Source organism: Leptospira fainei serovar Hurstbridge str. BUT 6 (genome assembly GCF_000306235.2).
Classification (GTDB): domain Bacteria; phylum Spirochaetota; class Leptospiria; order Leptospirales; family Leptospiraceae; genus Leptospira_B; species Leptospira_B fainei.
The window spans coordinates 1,000,072-1,024,929 of sequence record NZ_AKWZ02000010.1; the positions used below are offsets into that span (position 1 = coordinate 1,000,072).

Genomic DNA, 24,858 nt, shown 5'->3' on the forward strand with positions numbered 1-24,858 from the left:
AGAACCGATGGAAGTCGAATATCGATCCTTCCTGCAATCGCCAAGGGTTTGGGATAAAATAACGGACCCTACCAAAGTGGGTTATATCCTTAAGGAATATGTACATAATAACGGCTTATTCCTGAAGGAAAATCCGCTGAAACAAGAACTACAAATTCTTCAGCATTCTCCCGACGGCAAAATTCATTTGCGGATTGATCCGAACTTCGTAAATCACGAAGATGAAATTACCGTTTATAAAACTCTTAGTAAGCATATGGAGATCGGCTTTAAAGTCGAAACCATTCATGAAGAAAGCGGTATAGCAATCTGCACGCCGGAATACGTAAAAATCGCAAAGGACGGGAGAATTTCTCCGAGAATTGAAGGTTTAGCCGGCAAAGTAGTCGCACACAGATTTCACACGTTAAAAAAAGAACAAGACTCAACGAAAGTTTTAGGAACTTCCGGTCAAATACTGCTGACCGATTTACATCGTAATATTCTTTCGGATTTTCCCGGATCGCGTCTGATTTTCCAAGCCGGTCGAGAATTAACGCCCGAACAGGAATTGGTAAAACGGACTGGAAAGGTGATCTTTATTTCCGATGCTATTTCCCTTGAACAACCGTCTTTCGATTCGGTAGGCGATTTTGGGATAATTGACTTGAAGAAAGAACTCGAAGAAGAAATGATTCTAGAGGACAGAATCAAGGCCTATCGACTTGGCAAAATAAAATCCTTCGTCGTGGTTCCCATATTTTATAAAGATCCGCTTGGCGACAAACTATTGGCTCTCGGATATGCCGATTCTAAGGAAGCCTCTCTAGATCCTTCCATTTTAAAGAAATACAGCGAACTTGAGCAGACTTTCAATAGCCGAATCGAGGATTCTAACACTCTCGACATAGACATTCGACAAAACGTGGTAAACGCTTCCGAAGGTGGAATTCTTCTAGAAGTCACTGAATCCCAGTTAGTGGAGTCTTTTCTGCACAAACCTTTCTTTACAGCCGACTTAACCTTCAAAATGCAGGCGCCCCTTAGGTTTGCATTTAAAATCCGACATATTTCCCAGCTTGGGGAAATTTATCTGGTTGGCGCAGAAATAGTTGGCTCCAACGATGCAAAGACGAATATGACTCTATTAAAGAAGAATCTAAGCTTCGTTAAGAGCCTTTAAGCGCATTGGAAAAACAAAAATCCTTTTTACCTACAGCCCCTTATAAGGGCACGAGAGACTTTTATCCGGAAGATATGCACTTCCGCAACTGGATGTTTTCAGTTATGCGGGAAGTCGTTTTATCTTTCGGATATCAGGAATACGACGGTCCTATTTTAGAATCATTTGATCTTTATAAAGCGAAAAGCGGCGAAGAAATCGTTCAAAGGCAGCTTTACGATTTTACCGACAAGGGGGATCGTCACGTAGCTATTCGGCCTGAAATGACACCGACTCTTGCAAGAATGGTGGCCGGACAAGTCAGAAATCTTGCCAAGCCTATTCGTTGGTTTTCCATTCCGAATCTTTGGAGATATGAACAGCCGGGTAAAGGAAGATTAAGGGAGCACTGGCAACTAAATGTCGATCTTTTCGGGGTCGCCTCATATAGAGCTGAGGTGGAAATCCTTCTGATAGCCGATTCGATTTTAAAGCGCTTCGGAGCGCCTGACGGTAGTTATCAAATAAAAGTATCCCACCGAGGAATCTTAGATTCGTTTTTAGGCAAATCACTCTCCCTTCCAAAAGAAAAAAGCCAGGCTGTTTCGAAGCTTTTGGATAAAAAAGCTAAGATTTCACGGGAAGCATTCGAGGAAGAAATTCGTCCCTTATTGAACGATCCGGATAAGCAATTACCGTTGATTTATTCGTATCTAGAAAGCACGATAGATAGTTTAGAAAATTTTGATGGAATTGACGTCGAAGCCCTCGGATTTGCCCGGAAACTATTTTACGATCTAAAAGTTCTCGGAATTGAGAAACAAATCACTTTCGATCCTTCTATTATTAGAGGTTTCGACTATTATACGGGATGCATTTTCGAAGTCTTCGATACAAATCCGGAAAATCGGCGATCTCTTTACGGCGGTGGTAGATACGATAATCTAATCGGCCTTTTTTCCAACGATCAATTGACGGGAATCGGGTTCGGACTCGGGGATGTAACGTTTAGAAGCTTCCTAGAAGGTCACAATCTAGTTCCGAATTTAAATAGAAACGATACTGTTTTTATTCCTGTCATGGAGGAACTCCTGTTTCCCGAAGTTTTGAAGTTAGCAGACCTGCTCCGCAAGGAAGGAATAAAGGTCGAAACTATGCTCGAAGCTGGCAAAGTCGGAAAGCAAATCCAAACGGCGGAGAAAAAAGGTTATCGATACGTTATTTTCCTCGGCGAATCCGAAATTGCCAAAAAAGAAGTGCAGCTCAAAGATTTACAATCCGGAGAACAGCATATCATTCCTCGTAACAACCTCCCTTCAAAGCTAAAGGATTCCTTACTTGGTTAAGGAAATTACTAAGATTAAAAGTATATTGGGGAAAGCGGATTATGCCGCAGCCAAGTTTATTCGAGAAAGACTCCACTACCCTTGGCTTAACCGTATTTTATCGCGATTAAATCGCGGAGAAATGATGCTTTTAATCATCCTTCCGTATCTTGCATATGCGACATGGAAAAATAACCTAGCTCACCCATGGTGGATCGTACTCCCATATACGGGTTTAATCGCCTATGCGAACGACCGATTCGTTTTATTTTTGAAGAAAGCCATCTCGAGGAAAAGACCCTTGATAACCATCGTAGGTAAAGTAGACGGCAATCCTGACATGAAACATTCTTTTCCTTCGGCCCATGCATCCAACTCGATGACTGCAGCAATTTTGCTGGTATTTTTATTCGGGTTCCCGGAATGGTTTTTGCTTTTAAGCTTGTTAGCAGGGATAGGAAGATTGCTATCCCTGCATCACTTTCCGAGCGACGTGCTCGGAGGTTGGTTAATTGGGAGTGGATTCGGCTTTTTGGGTCTTCTTCTTGGCAGGGGTCTTATTTCCCTGTTTACCGGCGCCTACTAAAGCATCCTGGGTAAGCTTATGACGAATTTCTCCATCAAACGTAATCGTCGTTGAGGAAAGAATCTCGTCGCTTAAGTCTAAGTTTATCTTCTTTTCTTTAAGTAGAAGTTTCAAGAAATTAAGAATATTCTTAGCAAACATTCTAGAAGAATCGCCGGGAAGAGAACCCGGTAAATTAAGATGTCCTATTACCGAAACGCCGTTCTTAGTCAGAACCGTTTTACCATGCTGCGTATATTCGCAGTTTCCACCCATACTGGATGCTAAGTCAACGATCACTGAACCGGCTTTCATTCTCTCCACAATTTTCTTTGTAATAAGAACCGGCGCTTTGCGTCCAGGAATGAGTGCGGTCGTAATAATAGCGTCAGCTTTTCCCGCAAACTTATCGATTGCTTCTTGCTGTTTCTTTTTATATTCTTCGGTTTGTTCAACGGCATACCCGCCAGCTTCCGCAGAATGGCGAGCGCCTTCTACTTCGACGAATTTTGCTCCCAGCGATTGAACTTGCTCTTTCACTTCCGGACGAGTATCGAATACGTCCACAACGGCGCCTAATCTTCTAGAGGTAGCTATCGCTTGTAGACCGGCAACTCCGGCGCCGATGATCAAAACGGATGCCGGAGTAATCGTTCCGGCTGCGGTCGTCAACATCGGGAAAAATCGGGTGAGATGTGTTGCAGCGAGTAGAACCGCTTTATAGCCTGAAACAGTCGCCTGAGAAGACAGCACGTCCATGGATTGCGCTCTCGTTATACGAGCAATCGCGTCCAAGCTGATCAAAGTCACCTGCTGGGACGCTAATTTTTTCACTACTTGGGCATTCATTGCCGGTTGGAACATTCCCAAATAGATTCCGCCTTTCTTAATTTTAGAAAGTGTGGAGGCGTCCGCTAAATGAATGCTTGTTACGATATCCGATTTCTTGAGAATATCCGGACGAGAAACGATCGTTGCTCCGGCCTTTTTATAATCTTCGTCTGAAAAGTAAGATGACTCTCCGGCTCCCTTTTCAACGAGAACTGAGGCCCCGATTTTTTTGAGGGCATCAACTACGTCGGGGGTTACCGCTACCCGGGTTTCTTCCTTCGCTTCTTTTAGTACTCCGATGTTCATACAGCCTGCTCGAAAATAAAGTTTTTCGGTTCATTTCCCTTTAATTTGGGAAAAGTACGTCCAGATTTTCCCGGTGAACGATTAATCCAAGTGATTTTTGAAATACTCGACTGTTTTCCGGATTCCGTCTTTTAACGCAACTTTCGGTTCATATGCCAGTTTCTGTCTAGCAAGACTTAGATCCGGCTTTCGACGCGAAGGATCGTCTTGGGGGAGAGGCTTATATATGATTTTGGACGAGGATCTTATTTCCTGAATTACCAGTTCGGCTAACTCCTTTACGGTAAATTCGCCGTCGTTGCCAAGATTGACTGGCCCGATAAAATCAGGTGTCTCCATCATTTTAATTATGCCTTCCACCAAATCATCTACATAGCAGAAAGATCTAGTTTGAGATCCATCTCCGTAGATGGTGATGTCTTTTCCTGCCAACGCCTGTACAACAAAGTTGCTCACAACTCTGCCGTCATCCGGGAGCATTCTAGGACCGTATGTATTAAAAATTCGAATGACTCGAATATCGACCTTATGATTTCGATGGTAGTCAAAGCAAAGAGTTTCCGCCACCCTCTTACCTTCGTCATAGCAACTTCGAATTCCTATCGGGTTTACATTCCCCCAATAAGATTCTTTCTGCGGATGTTCCAACGGATTTCCGTAAACTTCGCTAGTCGAGGCTTGTAGAATTCTCGCTTTTACCCGCTTGGCTAGGCCTAACGTGTTCATCATTCCAAGGACGTTCGTCTTGATAGTTTTAATCGCGTTGGATTGGTAATGTACGGGACTCGCCGGACAAGCAAAGTTATAAATCTTATCCACTTCCAATCGAATCGGTTCCGTTATATCGTGCCGAATTAATTCGAAGCGCGAGTTGCTTAAAAGTTTTTCAATGTTCTCTTTTCGGCCTGTGTGAAAATTATCTAGGCAAATAACTTCGTGACCCTGATTGATTAACCTTTCACATAGGTGGGATCCGATAAACCCGGCTCCGCCAGTGACTAAAACTCTACTAACCATCTAATTTCTCTAAATCTTTAAACTCGGGCGACAAAGGTTTACCGTTCAAATCCAAGCCGCGGCTTAAAAACCAATCCAGGACTTCTGGTGTAACTTCCCCCGGAAAAGGAGATTCTCCATTATTTTCTCCAGGTATTGAAAATTCAGGAGAAAATTCTTCCACGCTCGGATCCGAAACCGGAACTACCGCTCGTTTCAAGGAAAAGAATATGATGGATATGCTAAAAAAAGACCAGAGGAGAGCAATCAAATATCCCAGAAATACGACTGATTTAGGAGTTGCGTTTTTCGGATCGGATCCCGTAGCCCAGTAAGCAAGAATCCCGGCATCGGTATTTTGGATATTTTCCGTGAAATCTAAGAGATCATAAAGACTATATAACGTTATGCTCGTTCCCAGAAAGACTGTTACTAACCTGTCCCAGCCGAAGGGTAAAAAAGCCGCAATCAATACGAAGACTCCCCAAGAAAGTCCGGTCTTTTGTGCAAGACTTCCGGCTGCAGTATATTTCAACGTTAAAAGTAAAATCGCACCGCCCAGCATCAAAAGAGTAGGTCTGACTAGCCTCCCTTTGAAACCTCGGTTTAACAAAAAACCGCCGACTAAGCAACAGCCTAAATAGCCGGCCGATACTACGAATACGAAAGGGGCTTTTCCTGCAAGTGGAGAAGCGATAGTTTGCCCGGATTCGTCACCTTGAAGTTCGATAGTCTGGACACTTCCACCGGTAAGTAACGTTGCCGTTGCATGCCCTGCTTCGTGAATTAATACCACGAAGTCTTTTAAGTAGGACACCCATCCGTGATTCCAGTACGAAAGCAGGGTAGCGACGATAGCCAACAGGAGCGCAAGACGTAGGAATCGATTTTCCATCCTAGTAGGATTATCGGCAAATCGAGAAATGAGAATTGCAAGAATTCAAGGTCGAAATTTTAAAAAAGAAACCCGCCGAATTGGAAAATTTAGGGAAGCTCTTTTTCCGTTTTAAAATGACCGAGTATGCTCTTAAATCTTTCGGAATGATGCAATGTATCGTCTACGGTGTCTTTCATATCCTCCGATGTTGTTGCGATCTCTTCCGCGTTTTTAGAGATGACATGCATCGAAGCTGAAATTTCTTCCGCGGATATTTTTTGTTGTTCGGAAGAGTTATTCATCATCTGCCCAAGCGCGAGCACCTGGTCGGAACTCATACGAATTTCCCGCAATCTATTGGATTGTTCGCTTAAATGAGCTCGAACCTGCGAAGCCGATGTATGAACTTTCTCGATATAATCCTGAAGTTTTCGAAAAACATCCACCGACTGGTTTACTTTTATCGCACCTTCTTCTACGGAAACGGACGTGTTTTTTACCAGCTGAATGATATCTTTGATACTATGCTTTGTCTGTTCCGCGAGTTTCGATATTTCATCTGCAACGACCGAAAAACCTTTCCCCGCTTCTCCTGCACGGGCCGATTCGATCGAGGCATTCAAAGCGAGTAAATTCGTCCGTTCCGAAATGCTAGTTATGATACCGACAATTTTATTGATTTGATTAGAGAAAGCCTTAATCTCGTCCATCGAACGAATGGCTTCATTAAAGATAAGTTCCGCTCGATGAGCTCTACCGGATACCTCTCCCGTCTGAGATGCGAGTTCTTCCATTGAATGGGAAGTTTCACGTAAAGAAGAATCGATCGAACCGATACTATTATTCACGTTAGAAAGACTACGAGTCTGTTCTCCTATCGTAATTACTATCTCTTCAATCGTCTTTGAAAGTTCTACGGATGCGGCGGCAGTTTCTTCTACGGATGCGGCTTGTGTTTGTGTGCTACTTCTGAATTTTTCAAGGGACTTGAATAACGTTTCGTATAAATTTAAGTTTCTCCCATAGTTCTCCTTCATTTGGACTATAAGTCCCCATAAGCTGATGGATAAGCAGCGGATATTCGTATAAATCTTATCCACATCCTCTCGACCCTCTTGTCTGGATATGTCGGCTAATAAATTTCCGTTTACTAATTGCCTGACTATTTCTACGACTTCTTTAATTTTATTCCCTTGTTTGGACATCGTCAGTAAAATCGAAAACGCCCCTAACAGTCCGGATCCGAGAGTAAACGAAGATAATAATGGATCGACGGAAAAAAAACGGTAACATAAATACCAAGTCGGGAGTAGGATGAGACTTAATTGAACGAAAGCTAAACCGAGATTACCGAGTCTTGCCTGCATATTATGAATTGCAGATGAGATTTTGAATCCGAAGCTTGTGCCGCGATTAAGTTTTTGGTAAAGCTTATCCGCTTTTTCGATGTCCGCCCTTTCCGCTTTCTTACGAACGGACATATAGCTCGTAATCTTACCGTTTTCTAAAACCGGAGTAACGGTCGCATCCACCCAATAATGATCTCCGTTTTTAGCCCTATTTTTAACGATCCCGTTCCATGGGCGTCCGGACTGTATGGTTTTCCACAAATCCTCGTAAATGACGGGAGGTAAGTCCGGATGACGAACGATATTATGCGGCTCTCCTAACATCTCTCGTTCGGTGAAGCCGCTAACCTCGGCAAAATCCTTAGAGACGTACGTAATTCTACCTTTCAGATCCGTTCTCGAAATGATGACTGCGTTCGCCGGAAAATGAATTTCTTTGCCAGTGATAGGAAGGTTTTTCCTCATAATTTCCTATCTAAAAGTATCGTCATTTGCGCATAGCGAAAATGAATCCAGTACGTGATAGAGATCCGAATTCTTACGAATGACTACCTTGAAAAATAGTCCTAATGGACTAAAATTGAGTGAATACGACGAAGGCTTGAATGCATCCCGCAATCCCACCTAACAAAGCTCCGAGAATGATCAAAGTAGTCTCGTCTTCTTTGAAAACCGAATGTAGAAGTTGTTCGAATTCCGAAGCAGGAAGAACACTTAATCTTTCATAAACTACTTCCTCAATTTTAAGAGTTTCCTCGAGATACCCTTTCATCCGTTCTGCAGTTTCCGGAACTAAACCCACGATCATATCGGCAATTTTTTCTTTCAGAACCTCGACTTTTTCAGTGCCGATCAATAATTTCGCGTACGGAATTTTTTCCTTTAATTTCCTCTCGGACAATTCCTTTGATCGCATTACTAATTCACTTACGATCAAATCTCCGCCTTTCCCCAAGAAAATCAATCTCGTCAAATTTTCCGTTGTCAACACACGAGCTGCGATGACGGAAGCGAACTCTTTAGAAACGTCTTTTTGTCTTTTTAGGAATAATCCCTGGTATTTGATAAACAGAAAATTTCTGGGCTCGAGAGGACGAAAAATCATTTGGATAGCAAGCCAGTTTGTTAGATAGCCGACGATTATTCCCATAATAGGCATAGTCCACCATTGATTCAGTATGCCAATAAACGCGACTTGAACGGATCCTATTATGAATCCGAAATATATTCCGGATCTTACGATAAATTTAAATTCGGGACCACCGCATCTACGAAAAACTTCGACTAGATATTTCGTATTCGGCCCGGACAGGGAAGCACGAATGAGTTCGTCAACTTGCAGAACTTTATGTAATTCCTTTCCGAAGGAATGATAGACCTCTTGTATCTTTAGAGGAATTTCCTCCTCAATTTCTTTTTCTAACGCTTCCTTTGATCCCTGAGGAAGCATAGACCAAAGGGCAGGACTTTCGGCAACAAGAACGTTCTTCACGATTTCGTTAGAACGCAATCGAATCAAGTCTCGAATCAAGTCTACGATTTTCGAAGGTTGAATTTTTCGATACAACTCGTAAGGACTTATAAGTCTCGTAATTAAGACATTGGCGATTAACCCGCTCATTTTCACTGCATGGTGAGGAATTATTCCCTGCCAACCTAAGAAGCCGATTCCACGGAATTCATTCGGGAAGAATATCATTTGGACGGCAATGTAATTCGTAATCCATCCGACAAAGGAACAAGTTAAAAAAATTGAAATAACCTGAATCGAGTCAGGATAGGAATGGAACCATTCCGGCATGGGAGATCCATGCTACTTTTGGAAAAAATTACGTTCAAGAAGAAATCGGATACTTTTCAAACGTTGATCTTGTCAGTTTAATGCATCCGGCAAGGAGTTGCCAATTCGGACCTTTGATTTTTCCCTGGAAGAAAAGGTCATGAATTTTCGTTCGAGCATATTCCTATCGACGATTGTTCATCTATTATTGGCAGGCGGATTTCCGTTTTTCAGTCAAGCTAGTTTGGGCAATCTTGACTCAGTTCAATTACATCTGAGCAGAGGAAGTATTCCTAACTTGCGCTTCTCGATTCCGGCGAATCTTGGATCCGGACTCCCAGTATCCGATCAAAAAAGGGATGCCGGAACGGAAGCGTTTGAGGTTGAAAAATTCAAGAACGAAATTCATTTTCCTCCTGAAGCATTGGAGCAAAGATTAGAATCCGATTGTACGTGGAATGTCGAGATAGGTCGGGACGGCGAGGCCAGAAAAGTCACGACGATTCGCCCTTGTCGATACCAGATTTTCGAAACCCAGTTTAGAAAGTCCGTTTATCGGTGGAAATTTCAATTAAAAGAAGGTACCGTTATCACTATTCCGGTATCTTTCCGAATCGAGACGAATGACTGATCCAGGCAAATCATGGTACGCTATCTATACTTTTTCCCGCTCCGAGAAAAAACTCGCAAAAGAGTTGGAGAAAAAAGGAATAGAAAACTTTTTACCTTTAATTCCGGTAAAGAAAGTTTGGTCGGATCGGATAAAAACAATTCATCAGCCTGTCTTTGCTTCTTACGTATTCGTAAAAATCGACCTAAAGACGGAAAAAATTCGAGTACTTCAAACGCCTGGTGCGCATCATTTACTTTCCGTAGCTGGAATTCCCTTACCGGTCTCCGAGGAAGATATAAATCTCGTCAAAATATTTGTGAACCAATTTCCGGAACGTTTACAAATCAAGAATGAAGAGAAAATGGAAGCCGGAAACAAAGTTTTAATTACTAAGGGGCCTTTCAAAGGATATCGAGCAATTGTATTACGAAAGGTTAATTCTGTGACTGTCAAGGTTACGATTGCAGGAATTCAATCCAGTGTCGCAATCGATATTGATCCTGAGTCCATCGAAATTGAAGAGGAGAATAAAATTGGGCGAAACGCTAGACAAAGTTAAGAAAGCCTTAGATATAGAAATCGAATCGATTCAATATTTCCGAGAAAATCTGGATTCGAATGTAGAAAAAGCGGTCGAGTTAATTTATTCCGCAAAGGGTAAAGTAGTAGTTACCGGTGTAGGAAAGTCGGGTGATGTAGGAAAGAAAATTGCCTCCACTCTTTCTTCCACCGGTACTCCTGCCTTCTTTCTACATCCTTCCGATGCCGCGCATGGTGATGCGGGAATTGTTGCCGAAGGAGACGTTGTGCTGGCGATCGGAAAAAGCGGTGAAAGCGAAGAGCTATTGAATTTAATACCTACGATTAAGAATTTAGGTGCGATCTTGATAAGTTTAACGGCAAATTCTCAATCAAGGCTGGCCGAGGACAGCGATCTAGTCGTTTTGACTCCGGTCTTGAAAGAAGCATGCCCGCTGGAACTTGCTCCCACTTCTAGTACCACTATTGCACTTATGCTCGGTGATGCGATAGCGATGGCATTAATGGAAATGAGAAACTTCCAAAAGGAAGACTTTGCTTTGTACCATCCGGCCGGTAGGCTAGGAAAAAGATTATCTCTAAAAGTCGACGACGTTATGAGAAAGGGGGATAAAATTGCCAAAGTTCTTCCCGATACCCGATTGGAAACGATCCTTTCCGAAATTACGGCTAAACTTTTGGGAGCCACCGCGGTTGTTGATGATAAGGAAATTTTACTTGGGTTTATAACCGACTACGATATCCGCAAACTTTTAAAAGACGGCAAATTCCATAAGGAATCGAAGGCTTCCGATATAATGAATTCGAAACCTTCCTGTTTCGAAAGCGGCACAATGGCTTTCGATGTCCTTCAATCGATGGAAAGACGGGAAAGACCGATTTCCGTTGCGCCGATTATTTCAGCAAATGGAAGACTTTTGGGAATCGTATCGATTCACGATCTATTGCAAAAAGGATTATGACGGTTCTAAGCGATGGTAGATTCGGAAAAAATCTTCATTATTCTCACGCTCGATGAAGAGGAGTTTTTCAATTTAAAGGAACTCCCTGCAGCCGACTTTCTTGAGATTCGTTTGGATTTATTCCAAAATTCCCAGGGCAAAGCAAAAGCAATCTCGGAAGCAATAGACGGATTAAAGGCGCACACGATTCTTACATATCGGCAGCCTGAAGATTCTAGTTTAAAGGCGAAGTCGTTATGGACTCAGGAAGACGTAGCTCCCCTTTTGAAAGATTTGAACAACGGAAAACATTATCTGGATTTGGAGTTAGATAAGGATAATTCGATTTTTGCAAACGTTGATGAAGCCGATTTCGGAATCGTTCAATCTATTCATTCTTTCGCGGGTATTTTAGGACTTGAAGAACTAGAATTTTACTTTCGAACGGTAGCGGAAGAATCTTTAGGAGCAAAGCAAATGGACCTTCCTTTCGACCGGATCCTAAAAATTGCCGTTATGCCAAACAATGAATCCGATGTCGAAGAATTCAGAAAGTCCAGTTTAAAAATTTCTAGGCTTGTGCAAAAACAAAGTCCGCGTCTGGGCTATTGCAGTATCCTGATGGGTGAGCGCGGCAGAAAGGATAGAATTTTTCCGGAAGGACTCGGCTCTCGTTTTACCTACACGTGTTTAGGCGAACCAAAAGCGCCGGGACAAATTAATTTGAAAACACTTCTACATGAAAGAAATGGGAAATTCTAAACGCGCCGGTTAATCCGTTTCTACTTCGTTTCGATCCTGATGATTTAACTGAGCGCTTGGCGGATCAACGGTTCGAGTTCCAGCTCTTGTATTCAAAAATTTCTTAAATGCATCATCATCTTCGAATTTTTTGAATTCCTTTTCTTTTTCCGCAGAGTTCCATAAAGACTGGTTAAGTTCGGCGGCCTTTTTTACGTTTGCCATCACTTTATCGACGTTTCCTAAGCGCGCATAACATTTTGCTAAGAGAAAATACGCATTTGAAGAATTCTCTATCTTCTCCAAAAGAACAATGGCCTTTTCAGGTGAGCCGGTGTAAAAGTACGCTTTCCCTAAGTAGAATCGATATTCTCTTTCTTCTTCCTCGTCCGGTTCGACTGAGTGGAAGTAACGTAAAGCCTTACCGTATTGTCCTGCATTCGTATAGTAGCGGGCTAATTTTAGAATCCCGTCATTATACACTTCAGGAAGATTCTGTAGATTCGGGTTTTCCTTTTCAATCGATGTCGCGATTTCCTTTAAGATCTCGTAACCCTCATCCTTTTTACCCTCTTGAATCTTGCAGAGTCCTATATACATTTTTATTTCTCTTGTCTTCTCACCGAATTCAAGGGCCTTCTCAGCCGTCTTAATCGCGTTTTCGCAATCTTTAACTTGCCACTTTATTTTCGTAAGTCCGATCAGAGGCAGTACGGTTTGTTTGTTTGCATACGCTTTCCGATAGTATTTCGTCGCTTCTTCAAAATTTCTTTTTTTATGGAATGCTGCCGCTTGGGTCAAATGAGTAAAATAAAGTAACTTTTCCCGTTCAGGAGGAATCTTTGACTCTATTCTATTTAAAATATTCAGCGCTTCGTCGTATTTAGCGATCCTCACTAATAGAGCTCCGTACTTATAGCCGTATTCTATGTTTTCCGGTTCTTCCTTCACTAGCTCGGAAAGAATACTCTCCGATTTGCCAAATTCTTTTTCATTATAGTACGCGAGCGATAATTGCCATTTGAGATTCTTATTATTCGGATCTTGACGAAGCTTTTTTTCCAGCGAGGCTACGCTCTCCTGTTCGTCACTTTCTTCACGAACGACCGGACGAGAAGGTCGTCCGCCGCTGGAATGTCGTTCCTCGGCTGCAATCTTCATTTTTTGAATATGATTCAAGTCCGGTGCGATTTTTAAAAGACGATTCGCGTAAGTGATGACTTCACCGTATTCCCGATGATAATTATAATAGAGAATTATTTTCGTATAACAATTAATAAGGTCCTTCTTAGGAAGACTTAACGAAACGGCCTTTTTAAAGGCTTGAATGGATTTGGAATAATCCTTTCTGCTCTCGTATATATAACCCATATACATCCAAGCTTCGCCTGAACTCGGATTGTTATCGTTGTATTTTTGAAATTGCTTAAGCGCCTCAGTATAATCCTTTCGGGAATACGCCTTTTTCCCTTCCTTCAAATCGGCAAATAGGGAAATTGATACGATAAACAGGGAAAAGTAGATCAAGCTCCGAACGATAGAATACCTCGAAGCTAAATTAAAGATTGAAGATCGTCGCGAATGGAGAAAAAACCGATCGGACATATATCCAGTTTTAGCGAAGAGCTTCCTTGATAAAGTGGAATTCTCTTCGCCGGACTGGAATTAATTATTTCCCAAAACTTCAGACTTGCGTGAAGCTAACGCTCTTGCCGCACGCAAATTAACGCTCATCGTAGTTATTTGGGGATTTACGGAAAGCCCTGTCGGATAGACAGAAGCGTCCATTACGAAGATGTTTTTATGTCCGTAGAGCTCGAAATTCGGATCGACTGCGCCTTTTTCTGGAGAATCGGCCGCCTGAATTGATCCGTGAGGGTGTGCCGAACCTACCGAAAGGCGGCCAGGTTCGATACTCTTTTCCAAAACCCAATCAAACTTGCTACTTTTTTCAACAGGTACCGGCTCCTGGATATCCGGGAACGGGAAGACGATCGCCTTAGCTCCCGCTGCCGCCTGAACCTCTGCCAGCATTTTTATGCCCTTCAATAGGTTCTTTCCATCCGTAGGTGTAAGTTCAAAGTAAACCTTTCTCCTACCTAAGGACCATTTTACGGAGGCATTTGCCTCACCGTCAGCCCCATCGCGGACAAGGACGATACCCGCATTCATGTGGGGATACTTCTTAAGTATATCGAATTGATTTTTACCGTAAAACGGTACTAACGAGCTCGCAAGAGTCGGCCGAAACGGCGCCACCTCAAGCCAAAATCCGTAGCCGGTCCCGTTTTGGTTATGACCGTCTTTAATAACTGCCGACTGCGGGGGTCCGGAAAACATATTGATCTTCTCATCGAATAGGGCAAAGTTCGTGCTCGTCGGATGAAGTTTAAGATTCCGACCTACCCAATCGTTCCCTAAGCCCGATCTTTGCAACAACGCGGGACCTTCGATCGCCCCGGCGCTCAAAATAACCACTGGTGCTTCTATTACCATTTTTTGAATTACTTTATCAGGCGCTTTCTCGTAGGCATCGGGTGCGAATTCGGCAACGACGGTCTTGATTGCTCCGTCCTTAATGTATTGTGCTCTCATATTCGGAACGACGGTTGCGCCGGCTTCGATCGCATCCGGAATCCAAGTCAAGAAAGCTGATTGTTTAGCATTGATTGGACAGCCTAACCCGCATCGACCCAAACCTATACAGCCTATATTATTATTTTTCAGAACTTCCGGATGTAACCCTAAGGCTTTTCCGCCCTTCATTAAAATACTATTATTTGCATTTATCAGATTTCCGGGAACTTCATGGACACCGACCCGCTCGTGTACTTCGGAAATGATATCATTCATCTCCTCACGGCCGTATCCTTTTAATCCGAATCGTTTATCCCATTCGTCCGTAACGTACGTCGGCGGATAAAGCGAAGTCTGCCAATTCACAGTGGTAGACCCGCCCAACGTTTTTCCTTGAAGTATCGAGATCGTTTGCTCTTCAGTAACTATAAAACCCGCATCCCTATACAATCGTGCCTGCGAAATAAATTCATCTCCTGAAAACTTTGCAGGCGTGAAATAGGAACCCTCTTCGATTAGCAAAACTTTCCATCCCGCTTTAGCTAAGGTAGCCGCTGCCACGGCGCCTCCCGCTCCGGAACCTATAATTACCACATCTGTCTTAACATTCCAGACCCCGTCCTTTATACCTTGCCGATTTAGGAAATCTGCCTGTTTATTTGGAGTGAGAATGCTATCGTTTGCTGCTGGAATTCCGCCCATGAATTTATCCTTCGTATCCTACGAGTTGTTGAAAACTCTTCTCCTTGGAGACCAAGAAAAAGGAAAGTTGGCGCATAATATTATATGCTCCGCGCTTTAAAGAAAGAGAGGATTGCTTCCAGGAGAGAAGCCGCTTTTCCCTGTTTTCCTTTGAGAGACTGGCAAGAGGCGTGAATGAAAAATCCAATGCCAACGCGACTAGCGTGGACGTAGGCAAAAAAGCGAGCAATTGAAGTGTGGATTCCGTTTCGATCGGATATGGATGGCCGTAAATGTATTGGTCGGCCGCTATACCCAAATCGAAATCAGGCAAAGGATTCCCCTGTAAAAATACTTCCTGCAAGGACCGAAATGCGTGGTATTGAGACGCCGAAAGCCCCTTTAATTGGGGCACCGGCTCGCCGCCGCAAGATGCTTGGGGAAGGACTACCGCCGATATGGCGGCACTCTTCCATAAGAATTTTAGAAAAACGTTACGCGAGATCTTTTCAGATAACAAAGATTCCAATTAGCTATACCTCCGAAACCTCGTGTTCGAAAACAGAAAATTTATTGTAACGAATGTTCTAATTTCTTTCGAATCCTTTGTCTACCCTTTCTTTTGAAATTTTTTAAGCTTAACATAGATTCTAATCTCTTCAAAATCGATTCGATCCAATTCTACCGAAAGCTGTTCGCCAAGAGTGAAGAGTTTTGAATATTTTTTAGAATAGAAAGAGAAGTCGTTTTCCAGTATCAATTCACCTTCATCCGTGAATTCCAAAGCGGGGATGATTGCCTCGACCATCGGCGCATCCAAATCGACAAAAGCAACCGCCGACTTGAACCCCGTAAGAGTTGCGGTAAATTCTTGAATTCCGGTTTTTTCCAAAAAACGACACGCTTTAAGCTTATAGTAATCCCGCTCGGCATCCGCGGCCTTGCGCTCCTCGTGCGATGTGTGAAGACTCATAATTTTAATGTCTTCATCATTATACAAATTCTCTTCATCCAAGAGAATGCTCTGTAAAACTCGATGACAGACTAAATCGGGATATCTCCGAATCGGGGAAGTAAAATGACAATAATCTTTGAACCCTAACCCCCAATGCCCTAATTGTTCACCTGAGTAATATGCCTGCATAAAACTTCTTAGCAAAGAAATATTAAACAGCCGTTCAGCGTGACTACCGCTAATTACGCTTAGAACGTTCTTTATCGATTCGTAGCTAGTATCTTTTAATTGGGCATTAATTCCGTTCAAACTAAGAAAAGCGTTCAGACTATCGAGCTTCTCCGCATCCATCGGTTCATGAACTCGATAAAGTGTAGGGCGTTTCTTTTTACGTATGAATTCGGCCACCTTAATGTTTGCGGAAAGCATAAATTCCTCGATAAGAATATGGGCCTTTAGTCTTTCTACGGTTGCAATTTCTATAATATTGTGCTCGTTATCCGTAATTACTTTCGTTTCTTTCAGATTTAAGTCCACTCTGCCTTCGGCGAGTCTCCTTTCCCGAAGAACGTTGGCAAAGCTCATCATTTTTCCGATCCAATTTTCCGGACCGCCTTCCAAGATTTCCTTTTCCGCGCGATTGTACGTATATCTTTCCGCTACTTTAATTATTGATTTATAAAATTTAGCGTGCGTAATGTTTCCCTGCCAATCGGCATCCATTTCTACCGTAAAGGCAAGTCGATTCTTGGCTGCAACTAAGCTACAAAGGTTTTCCGATAATTCTGGCGGAAGCATCGGAACGACTCTGCTTCCCATATAAACAGAAGTAGCGCGAGTGTATGCTTCCACATCCAGCGGTGAGCCAGGTTCGACGTAATTCGCGACATCCGCAATATGTACATAGAATCGAATTCGCTTCCCTTCTGTTTCGAAAGAAATCGCATCGTCAAAATCTTTCGAATATTCGCCGTCGATTGTAATGCATTTTAAATTTCGCAAATCTACTCGGGAACCCCAATCGGAGACCGACGCTTCACTCACTTCCTCCGGAAGGGAATCTAGCTCGACATCGTCCGGATATTGAATTTTGAAATTATACTTCATCAACATTCGCAGCAAATCGACGTCTTCTTTCGTATCCGATTCAAAACGAATAAAATGGGCCTCGTAAAGATTTCTTTCGTGGTTATTTTCTTCCTTTAAACTAACGACAAGAACGTCGCCGAGTTTGATTTCATCTTGGATGTCTTGTAACAAACTTTTTCGAGGAAGGAATGATTCTTTTCCTTCTCCATCCATGTCCAAGAAAGTTCCTATTATGAATTTATCGGATTTTTCCGTGACCTTCATCCTATAGAGTTCTCTTCCTCTACGAAGAACCGAGACCACCTCGCCTTCCAATTTTCCCTTTCGTCCCATTCCGGTCGGTAAAATTTGAACGGTATCCCCTTGAATTGCTGTGGCAGTATATTGGGAAGGAACGAAAATTTCCGTGCCGGTGGTTAGTTTAACGAAACCGTCCCCTTTCTTACTTAGCGAGATGGTCCCCTCTAAGGTCTGGTCGGGATGCACGAGTATGTTTTTGCCTTGAATTTCGATAAGTCCTTCTTTTTCAAATAAAGTTAGATACTCTTCGGCGGAACGTTTGGTTTCTTGCGCTTCCCATTTTTCTTTTCTGAATTTTTTCTTTTTAGGTCCGGCTTTTTCCCCTAGCCGCGACAATGTCTCATGAAAAGAAAGAACCTTTCCCGCTTTTGCACGAAAGTATTTCAGTAATTTTTTACTAGGTTCGTTTTCTCTCTCCCAATCCTGATTCCCAAAATTCCGGCTGAACCTCTTTTGATCGTATCCTGGAATATGCGTTTCTTTTTTTGAATGCGATCGATTCGGTCGATCTTCATGACGATCCACGCCGCTATGTTTCGGTTTTAAGTCCGCTTCTTTGCTCGCTACAATCTCTTTTTTATCTCTAACTTCAGAGGAACGGCGGTGGTTTCGCTCATCGGACGATTTTTCATGTTTGGGCTTCTTCTCGATTTTGGAAGACTTAACCCGCACATCCTGCTTATCTCGCCCCGATCGCTCCTCTTCTATTTTCTGAATTTCTTGAGAAGAGTGTTGCTGCTCCTGTTTCCTAGCAAGTTTTTCCGCCGCGATTCGTCCTTGGGCTCTAGCTTTGCTCCGAGCCTCCATACGTTTTCGTTCCGCCAAACCTTCGCGGGAAATTCTTTCGTCCCGTTCTCGTTCTTCCTTACTTTTTTCTTTCTTTGAGTGGCCTTTGATTCGAGCCTTGAACGCTTCTTTAATTTTGCGTTCCTCTTCCGCCGACAATTCGGGAAGATCGACGTGTTCAATTTGCTGCTTGCTTTGCCGCTTTTCGGACGAACCTTGTTTTCGAGACGGCCGACGAGATGCTACTACCGGTGGTTTCCCTTTAGCGCTCTTTTTAACTGCGGGCTGTGTGACTTTCTTTTTGGACGGCTTTGTGTCGGCCGTTTTTTTCTTTGTTTTCTTCATTTAAAAAATACCTTATGTTTCTCATCCGCGTACGTTCCGCGGATATAATTGGGAACGAGACGGAGGAAAGAAAATTCTTCCGGCTCTAAAATCGCTCTTTTTATTTCTTCCTTTCTTTCACGAAGGAGAGCCTCGGATGAAGGAAGAATATTCTCCACATTCTCGCCGTGATAAAAATCCGGACAATCCGAGTAACGGATCCCCGTTAGATAGGAGGATAATCTATCCTCGGGAATGGTTTCGGCAATTTCAGCGGGAAGCACGTCGATACTTCCCCAAAACCCGCTTTGATCTCTTATGGCAAAATAGATCTTACTTTGTTTAGCCTCGATCGCAACGATTGCCGCCGTTCCGCTTTCTTGAAAATAATGAGCGGAATATACGTCCAAGCTATCAAAACCTAATACGGGAATTCTCCAGATTTGAGCAAGATTCCTGGCAGTTGATACCGAAATCCTGATTCCTGTAAACGATCCGGGTCCGATCGCCGTCACGATAAGATCGGGCGAATTCCATCCGGATTCTTCCAGACATGTTTTTATCTCCCGAACCAATCGCTGCGACGATTCTCTCTGATGAAGTCCTTGGTATTTCTGTACTACTATCAGTTCACCTTCGGGAGACAGAAGATAAGATTCAACTAATATCCATCGATTTGTTGCATCAAAGAAAAGGATCTTTTTCATCCGACTTCCTCTTTTTCTTCTTTCAAAATAAGATGTAAGTCCGGTTCGAACCGTTTCCAGCCGCTACCGTTCCATTCAATGCTAAGGTTACGAGTTTCTTCCGTGTTTTCTTCTATCTTAACTTGGATTGCAAATGGAAGCGAGGTAAAATTCTCTCCGGCTCGTTCCCACCATTCAACCAAACAAATTCCTTGGCGTCCCCAATAATCGTAAAATCCTAAATCGTCCGTGTCGGCCTCGTCCGATAACCGATATAAATCGAAATGATAAATGCTTAAAAATTCTCCTATTGCATTTCGAATTATAGGTAGCGGATATTCGTTCAAGAAAGTGTAAGTTGGAGAATTTACAAATATCGATAATGATTCGACGTTCGCCCCGAGTTCTTTACAAAGATTTCGAACGAAGTATGATACGAAAGTCGTCTTTCCCGAACCCATTTTTCCTGAAAGCAGAACCACGGGATACTTTCCCAGTTTCCACACCGTTTCGACAGATTTTGCAAGACAGCGAGCGGGGATATTTAAAGCATCAAGACTGATATTATCGTACTCTTTGCGCATCGTCTCCTTTAGAAGAGCTCCAGGACTTGATCCTTTGGAAAGCGATATATAGAATTACAAAACTCGCAAGTTACCTCTATTTGACCTTGCTCTTCGGCGATATCCATCGCTTCTTCCTTTCCTAAAGTCTGAATAAGTTCTTTAATTTTTTGTTCGGAACAATCGCATTTGTATTGCGGTTGCCCTTCTTCTAAAAGTTGAACTTCAGTGCTCCCGAGTTTACCGAGAAGAGATAGACATTGTTTTACGTCCGTGCCTAAATACTCGAATTTCTTTTCTTCGATCACGCCGGCCCATTCGCGAACCGCTTCAACATGTTCCGGCTTTGCTTCCGGCAGAGCCTGCAATAGAATTCCTCTTACGTTCCAATGCAATCCGTCCTGTTTGAAATACGCGATTAAAAACGAAGGTACTTGCTCGGAATCACGGAGATAGTTCTCGATATTCGTTTCAAAACTGACGTTTCGAAACGGAACAATCGATTGATAAATGCATTCGCCGTTTCTCCAACGAAAGACCTTCAATATACCCAAGTTCTCTTCAGAAATTTGATCTTTTTCGATATCTTCTTCCGGTCGGTAACGAAGAGTCGCTTTCATTCTTCCATCGCGCGTGCTATAAGCGAGTACAGAATGAATTTGAGAATCGTCGTAGAAACGAATCTGAACACTTACTTTGGTTTCTTCCTTTACAAGATCAGCAAGGAAGAATGCAGCAAGCATCGTCCGACCCAAAAGCTCGGTACCAGTGTCGTCAATTCCATGAAGATGTGACGCAGCTGTGACCGCATAAGAAATTTCCGCCACAGAGTAGCGGAAATGAACGTCTGGTAAAATGCCGTAAACGTAAGAGTCTCGATTTTCCATGAAAAGCTTTAGAATCGTCCTATTAGAACTTGCACCGTTCTATTCTCCCTGAATCGCATCGAAAAGACAGTATTTTTTCCGTAATAAACTCCTAATTCTCAGTTTTCTTTCTGGAAAGAAGGGTACCTTTTTACGAAGATCGTCTCTACTTATTTAATAATAGAACCTATGAGATTCGGCGCAGATTACTACCCTGAACAATGGACTCCCAAAGATTGGGAAGAAGACCTTCGCATCATGAAAGACATGGGTCTTTCAATCGTTAGACTCGCGGAATTTTCCTGGGGAATGATAGAACCTAAGGAAGGAAAATTTGATTTTTCCTTCTGGGAAAGAATGCTGGATTTAGTCGGTAAGTTTGATATGAAGGTCATCCTAGGAACTCCTACGGCGACCTTTCCTCCCTGGTTGGCCAAAAAATATCCGGACGTCATGCAAGTTCGGGATGGAATTCAGCGTACGATCGGAACTAGAAGGCAGGCGTGTTTCTCTTCACTCAATTATAGAAACGCAGTAATCCGAGTCGTAACGAAGATGGCTCAGGCGTTAGGTAAGCACCCGACCCTGATCGCTTGGCAGATAGACAATGAAATAGGACATGAAGGTTCCGATATCGATCATTCGGATACTTCGCTGCGAGCTTTTCGGCTTTGGCTAAAGAAAAAATATAAAACGATTAAGAATCTAAATGAAACATGGGGTAACGTTTTCTGGGGGGTTTTGTACGGTGACTGGAATGAAATTCCGATCCCAGGAGCTCATATCTCGGCTAACTATCATCCTTCAATGATCCAGGATTTTTACCGTTTTCACTCGGATACGGTAGTAGATTTTGTAAATCTCCAGGCAAAGATTTTAAGACAGTATTCACCGGGAAGAAATCTTACTACAAACTTATACCCGAGCCCTTTTCTTCCCGTCGTCGATATGTCGGAACTCTTTGCGAATTTGGATTACGTTTCTTGGGATAATTATCCGACTTGGGGCGATCAAGAGGAACCGTTTCCGCATCCTTTCATATCTGCTATGCATCAATATAATAGAGGTTTGAAAAATAAGTCGTTTACGGTTATGGAACAAATCTCTGGATTTCAGGGACATGATGTCTTAGGCTATTTACCGGCCCCCGGCCAAACGAAGCTTTGGATGAAACAGGCAATAGCTCAAGGAGCGGAACAGATCGTTTTCTTTCGCTATCGAACGGCGCGCTATGGACAGGAGCAGCTTTGTTACGGAATCTTAGACCATGATAAATCTCTTACGGAAAGATATTTCGAATTGCAGGTCGGTATCTCGGAAATCCTTCCCGAAGCATCGGATTTTGCTTCGGAACCTTTTCCGGCGGAAGTCGCGGTCTTACACGATATCGATAACGCAAGAAATTTCAAACATCAACCCGTTTCAACCGGATTAAAATTTTCTCCGGTCCCATTTGCTCAGGTCGGTTATGACATAGAAATGGCAACTTGGTTTGCGGGGTTGAATGTTCTAAACGTAAATACTCATTTTCTACCTGCCATCACGACTAACCTCTCTCGATACAAGGTAGTAGTTCTCCCTTTATACTCTATGGTCGATAACCGGGTCGTCGAAGATTTGCGAAATTATGTGCGAAACGGCGGCATTCTCGTTCTCGGTTATCGCACCGGTATTAAGGATAAAAATGGATGGATGCTGGACTCGCAGGCGCCTGGCCCGTTCCGGGATATGGCCGGAATCAGGGTTAGAAAATTTGAAGCCGTGGGCAACCAAAGAGTCAAATTTCGATTCAGAATTCTTCCAGGCACTTGTTCTAAAATATGTGAAATTCTAGAACCGGAAACCGCGGAGGTTTGGGCCAAATATACCGATGGAAATAAATTCTATACCGGAAAGCCTGTGATAACCTGTAACCGGTTCGGAAAAGGATCCGTCATATATATTGGGGCCAGTCTGCATCCTATCTCCTTTATGCTGCTTTATAGAAGAATTCTCCGTCGCGCAGGAGTTCCGTTTACATTCTACGGCCCGAATGTGGAAAAAGTTTTCCGAAAAGGGAAAATGAAAGATTATGAAATCCTTATGAATCACTCCCGCAAACATTCTTTTGCAGGATGGAAACTATTAAAACCGTTCGAAGTTCGAATTTCTCCGCGGAATAAAGCATGAACCGAAAGGAGATTATCGAACTGAATTCTTTACTTGCGGGAGAAACGTCGGCAAGAAATTCCAAACATTCGATTTTTGTAGATAACCTGCATACTCCATACATAGAATTCGAAGAAAATTTTACTCTTCCTTCCTGCTCGGTTTTTGAAGTCGATTTTCCTGCTGCCCGTTCCTTTTTAGAAACCGCGAAAAATTTAGTTCCGGAGCTAGTTTCAAATTGCCTCGTCCTGCCTGAACCGAGACCAAAACGAGATAGCGACAGACTTTTTTTAGTTAAACCGTTTTACCCTGAAGATCAGTTCTTTAGGGAAAATTCGCCTAAATACTGGGAAAAACATCTTCCTCCCTATCTTTTAGTACTCAGCTTTCAACTAATGTATCTAGGTGGAGCTGACAAGGCCGATATAGTCGCCCAAGCGGTGCAAGGAAGAACTATGTCGGTTAACACTAAGAGAATCTACTACTTAGCAAGAGTCGTTCCGTTGGACTATTTGATACTCGATGACGGACTAACCGTAGATTTTTTTCCGAGAAAGTATAGCGAATCCGAGTTTATGGTCCAAGTAGGAACGGAGCACCATGATAGTTTTCGGCATACTTATTCCGAAATTTTTGATGAAGTCGATTATTCTAAGCAAATTAAGATCATTACGGAAACTCTTGGAATAACCGCTAAGGATTGGCTTTTAGGGCGCATCTTCGAACCTTTAGCGGTCGAATACTTAACTTTAACCGCTCGCTTTTTGGAAAGTTCTTCCATGAAGATCGCCCTTGATTTTATTTCCTTTCGGCAAGTTGTTGATCTTTTGCTAACACCCGACAATATGACTCTTGAAGAATCCGCCCGGGAATCCCTCTATGCCTGGCTCCGTTCGTATACATCGGAGCGAATCGTGTCCCCCTCCGGGAATATGGCTTGGAAGATCTTGAGGGAAGAACGGACCTAACTTAATTCGAGTCGTACGCCAATGGAATCACTTGCCCCGCCGATAGATTTTCCACTTGAAGAAGTGAAGAAACGTATCAAATCCGTTCAATCAATTTCAGGCTTGGTTCTAGAATCCGCTCGAAAATTGCAAAAGGAAATTCGAGTCTTTGGAATCGTAACCGAAGCCGAAGAAAAAGAGCGAATTACGAAAGCCGATGAATTGATGGGAAAATTCTTAATCGAGTTCCTTCGTCAAAATTTTCCCGCTGATTCGATAATTTCGGAGGATTATTATAGATTCGAAGGCAGTAATTCTTTTCGTTGGGTCCTCGATCCGATCGACGGATCTATGAATTTTGTCCGAGGAATTCCTTTGTATGCAGTCTCGGTGGGATTAGAGCACCGGGAAACTCCCGTAGCGGGGATTGTCTTCGCTCCCGAATTGGATGCAAGATATTCCGCAATTCTTAGCCAAGGCGCTTTTAAGAACGGTCTGCGAATCGATGTTTCAAATACGGACGCTTTGGCCCGATCCCTGCTAGTATCCAGCTTCCCGACAAATCGAAAAGAAATTCTGAACGAAGTGATTTCCGACATCACGGCCTTTATCAGTTGCGGTCGATCGATGAGACGAACCGGATCGTTCGTTTTAGATACTTGCTGGGTAGCGGAAGGCGTATTGGACGGGATTTGGGAAAAGGGAGTTAAGCTCTGGGATACTGTTGCAAGCTCGGTTATCCTTACCGAAGCCGGTGGAAAATTAACGGATTTTCAAGGGAAACATTTTCTTTCAGGCCAGGCGGAAGTCGTTGCGTCCAACGGAAAAATTCATAAACAAATCATCGATATTTTGCGGAATGTGCGAATCTCTATCGGAAGAAATTAACGGAAAAAAGATCTTCCAAAAAACGAAAGAGAATCGAAACGAT

At 43.0% G+C, this 24,858-nt stretch carries 22 protein-coding genes; 10 read left to right on the forward strand and 12 right to left on the reverse strand.

The window, feature by feature from the left end; translation table 11 throughout:
- The first annotated feature begins 7 nt into the window (after positions 1-7).
- Genes LEP1GSC058_RS13870 through LEP1GSC058_RS13880 form a run of 3 tightly spaced genes read left to right on the forward strand, consistent with a single transcriptional unit; the run spans position 8 to position 3,052 of the window.
- The gene (locus LEP1GSC058_RS13870; RefSeq protein ID WP_016549719.1) at positions 8-1,162 is read left to right on the forward strand and encodes a DUF1577 domain-containing protein; all 1,155 of its coding nucleotides are present in this window, start codon (positions 8-10) and stop codon (positions 1,160-1,162) included.
- A 5-nt stretch (positions 1,163-1,167) separates the two neighbouring features.
- Positions 1,168-2,487 (forward strand): histidine--tRNA ligase, encoded by a 1,320-nt coding sequence (gene hisS, locus LEP1GSC058_RS13875; protein WP_039948396.1) that lies wholly within the window; start codon positions 1,168-1,170, stop codon positions 2,485-2,487.
- A gap of 13 nt (positions 2,488-2,500) precedes the next feature.
- A complete protein-coding gene (locus tag LEP1GSC058_RS13880; RefSeq protein WP_084680432.1) occupies positions 2,501-3,052 on the forward strand; it encodes a phosphatase PAP2 family protein in 552 nt (183 codons plus the stop codon).
- Here the strand turns inward: LEP1GSC058_RS13880 and LEP1GSC058_RS13885 are convergent.
- The 5 genes from LEP1GSC058_RS13885 to LEP1GSC058_RS13905 form a co-directional block, all read right to left on the reverse strand.
- Positions 2,975-4,168: a Re/Si-specific NAD(P)(+) transhydrogenase subunit alpha gene (locus tag LEP1GSC058_RS13885; RefSeq protein WP_016550977.1), complete on the reverse strand. Its 1,194-nt coding sequence runs from the start codon at positions 4,166-4,168 to the stop codon at positions 2,975-2,977. The genes LEP1GSC058_RS13880 and LEP1GSC058_RS13885 overlap by 78 nt on opposite strands.
- Positions 4,169-4,249: 81 nt before the next feature.
- Positions 4,250-5,185 carry a UDP-glucuronic acid decarboxylase family protein gene (locus LEP1GSC058_RS13890; protein WP_016549773.1) on the reverse strand — a complete coding sequence of 312 codons (936 nt, stop codon included), beginning with the start codon at positions 5,183-5,185 and terminating at the stop codon, positions 4,250-4,252.
- On the reverse strand, positions 5,178-6,059 hold the full coding sequence (locus tag LEP1GSC058_RS13895; RefSeq protein WP_016550369.1) for a M50 family metallopeptidase: 882 nt from the start codon (positions 6,057-6,059) through the stop codon (positions 5,178-5,180). The genes LEP1GSC058_RS13890 and LEP1GSC058_RS13895 overlap by 8 nt, the downstream gene beginning before the upstream one ends.
- A gap of 89 nt (positions 6,060-6,148) precedes the next feature.
- Positions 6,149-7,855: a methyl-accepting chemotaxis protein gene (locus LEP1GSC058_RS13900; RefSeq protein WP_016549962.1), complete on the reverse strand. Its 1,707-nt coding sequence runs from the start codon at positions 7,853-7,855 to the stop codon at positions 6,149-6,151.
- A 109-nt stretch (positions 7,856-7,964) separates the two neighbouring features.
- Positions 7,965-9,191, reverse strand: a complete 1,227-nt coding sequence (locus tag LEP1GSC058_RS13905) for a DUF445 family protein (RefSeq protein WP_016549846.1) — start codon at positions 9,189-9,191, stop codon at positions 7,965-7,967.
- A 139-nt stretch (positions 9,192-9,330) separates the two neighbouring features.
- Between LEP1GSC058_RS13905 and LEP1GSC058_RS13910 the strand changes: the two genes are divergently transcribed.
- From LEP1GSC058_RS13910 to LEP1GSC058_RS13925, 4 genes are read left to right on the forward strand one after another with little or no spacing between them, the layout of a single operon-like run.
- Positions 9,331-9,801: an LIC_10042 family TonB-like protein gene (locus tag LEP1GSC058_RS13910; RefSeq protein ID WP_039948399.1), complete on the forward strand. Its 471-nt coding sequence runs from the start codon at positions 9,331-9,333 to the stop codon at positions 9,799-9,801.
- A complete protein-coding gene (locus LEP1GSC058_RS13915; RefSeq protein WP_016550878.1) occupies positions 9,794-10,342 on the forward strand; it encodes a UpxY family transcription antiterminator in 549 nt (182 codons plus the stop codon). The genes LEP1GSC058_RS13910 and LEP1GSC058_RS13915 overlap by 8 nt, the downstream gene beginning before the upstream one ends.
- On the forward strand, positions 10,317-11,285 hold the full coding sequence (locus tag LEP1GSC058_RS13920; RefSeq protein WP_016550092.1) for a KpsF/GutQ family sugar-phosphate isomerase: 969 nt from the start codon (positions 10,317-10,319) through the stop codon (positions 11,283-11,285). Before LEP1GSC058_RS13915 ends, LEP1GSC058_RS13920 begins: the two co-directional genes overlap by 26 nt.
- 12 nt (positions 11,286-11,297) lie before the next feature.
- On the forward strand, positions 11,298-12,026 hold the full coding sequence (locus LEP1GSC058_RS13925; protein WP_016549528.1) for a type I 3-dehydroquinate dehydratase: 729 nt from the start codon (positions 11,298-11,300) through the stop codon (positions 12,024-12,026).
- Positions 12,027-12,035: 9 nt separating this feature from the next.
- Here LEP1GSC058_RS13925 and LEP1GSC058_RS13930 read toward each other — a convergent pair whose 3' ends face one another.
- The 7 genes from LEP1GSC058_RS13930 to LEP1GSC058_RS13960 form a co-directional block, all read right to left on the reverse strand.
- Positions 12,036-13,610 carry a tetratricopeptide repeat protein gene (locus tag LEP1GSC058_RS13930; RefSeq protein ID WP_016550494.1) on the reverse strand — a complete coding sequence of 525 codons (1,575 nt, stop codon included), beginning with the start codon at positions 13,608-13,610 and terminating at the stop codon, positions 12,036-12,038.
- Positions 13,611-13,670: 60 nt separating this feature from the next.
- The gene (locus tag LEP1GSC058_RS13935; protein WP_016550575.1) at positions 13,671-15,284 is read right to left on the reverse strand and encodes a GMC family oxidoreductase N-terminal domain-containing protein; all 1,614 of its coding nucleotides are present in this window, start codon (positions 15,282-15,284) and stop codon (positions 13,671-13,673) included.
- 4 nt (positions 15,285-15,288) lie between these two features.
- Positions 15,289-15,792 carry a hypothetical protein gene (locus LEP1GSC058_RS13940; protein WP_016549804.1) on the reverse strand — a complete coding sequence of 168 codons (504 nt, stop codon included), beginning with the start codon at positions 15,790-15,792 and terminating at the stop codon, positions 15,289-15,291.
- Positions 15,793-15,873: 81 nt separating this feature from the next.
- Positions 15,874-18,132 (reverse strand): ribonuclease R family protein, encoded by a 2,259-nt coding sequence (locus tag LEP1GSC058_RS13945; RefSeq protein ID WP_408605704.1) that lies wholly within the window; start codon positions 18,130-18,132, stop codon positions 15,874-15,876.
- 602 nt (positions 18,133-18,734) lie between these two features.
- On the reverse strand, positions 18,735-19,424 hold the full coding sequence (gene tsaB, locus LEP1GSC058_RS13950; protein WP_016550078.1) for a tRNA (adenosine(37)-N6)-threonylcarbamoyltransferase complex dimerization subunit type 1 TsaB: 690 nt from the start codon (positions 19,422-19,424) through the stop codon (positions 18,735-18,737).
- The gene (gene tsaE, locus LEP1GSC058_RS13955) at positions 19,421-19,987 is read right to left on the reverse strand and encodes a tRNA (adenosine(37)-N6)-threonylcarbamoyltransferase complex ATPase subunit type 1 TsaE (RefSeq protein WP_016550080.1); all 567 of its coding nucleotides are present in this window, start codon (positions 19,985-19,987) and stop codon (positions 19,421-19,423) included. Before tsaE ends, tsaB begins: the two co-directional genes overlap by 4 nt.
- A gap of 8 nt (positions 19,988-19,995) precedes the next feature.
- On the reverse strand, positions 19,996-20,853 hold the full coding sequence (locus LEP1GSC058_RS13960) for an Hsp33 family molecular chaperone HslO (RefSeq protein WP_016550686.1): 858 nt from the start codon (positions 20,851-20,853) through the stop codon (positions 19,996-19,998).
- 168 nt (positions 20,854-21,021) lie between these two features.
- On the opposite strand from LEP1GSC058_RS13960, the gene LEP1GSC058_RS13965 reads away from it, so the two are divergent.
- From LEP1GSC058_RS13965 to LEP1GSC058_RS13975, 3 genes are read left to right on the forward strand one after another with little or no spacing between them, the layout of a single operon-like run.
- On the forward strand, positions 21,022-23,001 hold the full coding sequence (locus LEP1GSC058_RS13965) for a beta-galactosidase (protein ID WP_016550625.1): 1,980 nt from the start codon (positions 21,022-21,024) through the stop codon (positions 22,999-23,001).
- Entirely contained in the window at positions 22,998-23,948 is a 951-nt protein-coding gene (locus tag LEP1GSC058_RS13970; RefSeq protein WP_016550380.1) for an LIC_10030 family protein, read from the forward strand. Before LEP1GSC058_RS13965 ends, LEP1GSC058_RS13970 begins: the two co-directional genes overlap by 4 nt.
- 21 nt (positions 23,949-23,969) lie before the next feature.
- On the forward strand, positions 23,970-24,815 hold the full coding sequence (locus LEP1GSC058_RS13975; protein WP_016549677.1) for an inositol monophosphatase family protein: 846 nt from the start codon (positions 23,970-23,972) through the stop codon (positions 24,813-24,815).
- Positions 24,816-24,858: the final 43 nt, after the last annotated feature.

Coding starts and splice junctions, on each gene's coding strand:
- LEP1GSC058_RS13870 (WP_016549719.1), top strand. CDS start 8: ATGGAAGTCGAATATCGATCCTTCCTGCAATCGCCAAGGGTTTGGGAT.
- LEP1GSC058_RS13885 (WP_016550977.1), bottom strand. CDS start 4,168: ATGAACATCGGAGTACTAAAAGAAGCGAAGGAAGAAACCCGGGTAGCG.
- LEP1GSC058_RS13890 (WP_016549773.1), bottom strand. CDS start 5,185: ATGGTTAGTAGAGTTTTAGTCACTGGCGGAGCCGGGTTTATCGGATCC.
- LEP1GSC058_RS13895 (WP_016550369.1), bottom strand. CDS start 6,059: ATGGAAAATCGATTCCTACGTCTTGCGCTCCTGTTGGCTATCGTCGCT.
- LEP1GSC058_RS13900 (WP_016549962.1), bottom strand. CDS start 7,855: ATGAGGAAAAACCTTCCTATCACTGGCAAAGAAATTCATTTTCCGGCG.
- LEP1GSC058_RS13905 (WP_016549846.1), bottom strand. CDS start 9,191: ATGCCGGAATGGTTCCATTCCTATCCTGACTCGATTCAGGTTATTTCA.
- LEP1GSC058_RS13910 (WP_039948399.1), top strand. CDS start 9,331: ATGAATTTTCGTTCGAGCATATTCCTATCGACGATTGTTCATCTATTA.
- LEP1GSC058_RS13915 (WP_016550878.1), top strand. CDS start 9,794: ATGACTGATCCAGGCAAATCATGGTACGCTATCTATACTTTTTCCCGC.
- LEP1GSC058_RS13925 (WP_016549528.1), top strand. CDS start 11,298: ATGGTAGATTCGGAAAAAATCTTCATTATTCTCACGCTCGATGAAGAG.
- LEP1GSC058_RS13930 (WP_016550494.1), bottom strand. CDS start 13,610: ATGTCCGATCGGTTTTTTCTCCATTCGCGACGATCTTCAATCTTTAAT.
- LEP1GSC058_RS13935 (WP_016550575.1), bottom strand. CDS start 15,284: ATGGGCGGAATTCCAGCAGCAAACGATAGCATTCTCACTCCAAATAAA.
- tsaB (WP_016550078.1), bottom strand. CDS start 19,424: ATGAAAAAGATCCTTTTCTTTGATGCAACAAATCGATGGATATTAGTT.
- tsaE (WP_016550080.1), bottom strand. CDS start 19,987: ATGCGCAAAGAGTACGATAATATCAGTCTTGATGCTTTAAATATCCCC.
- LEP1GSC058_RS13960 (WP_016550686.1), bottom strand. CDS start 20,853: ATGGAAAATCGAGACTCTTACGTTTACGGCATTTTACCAGACGTTCAT.
- LEP1GSC058_RS13965 (WP_016550625.1), top strand. CDS start 21,022: ATGAGATTCGGCGCAGATTACTACCCTGAACAATGGACTCCCAAAGAT.
- LEP1GSC058_RS13970 (WP_016550380.1), top strand. CDS start 22,998: ATGAACCGAAAGGAGATTATCGAACTGAATTCTTTACTTGCGGGAGAA.
- LEP1GSC058_RS13975 (WP_016549677.1), top strand. CDS start 23,970: ATGGAATCACTTGCCCCGCCGATAGATTTTCCACTTGAAGAAGTGAAG.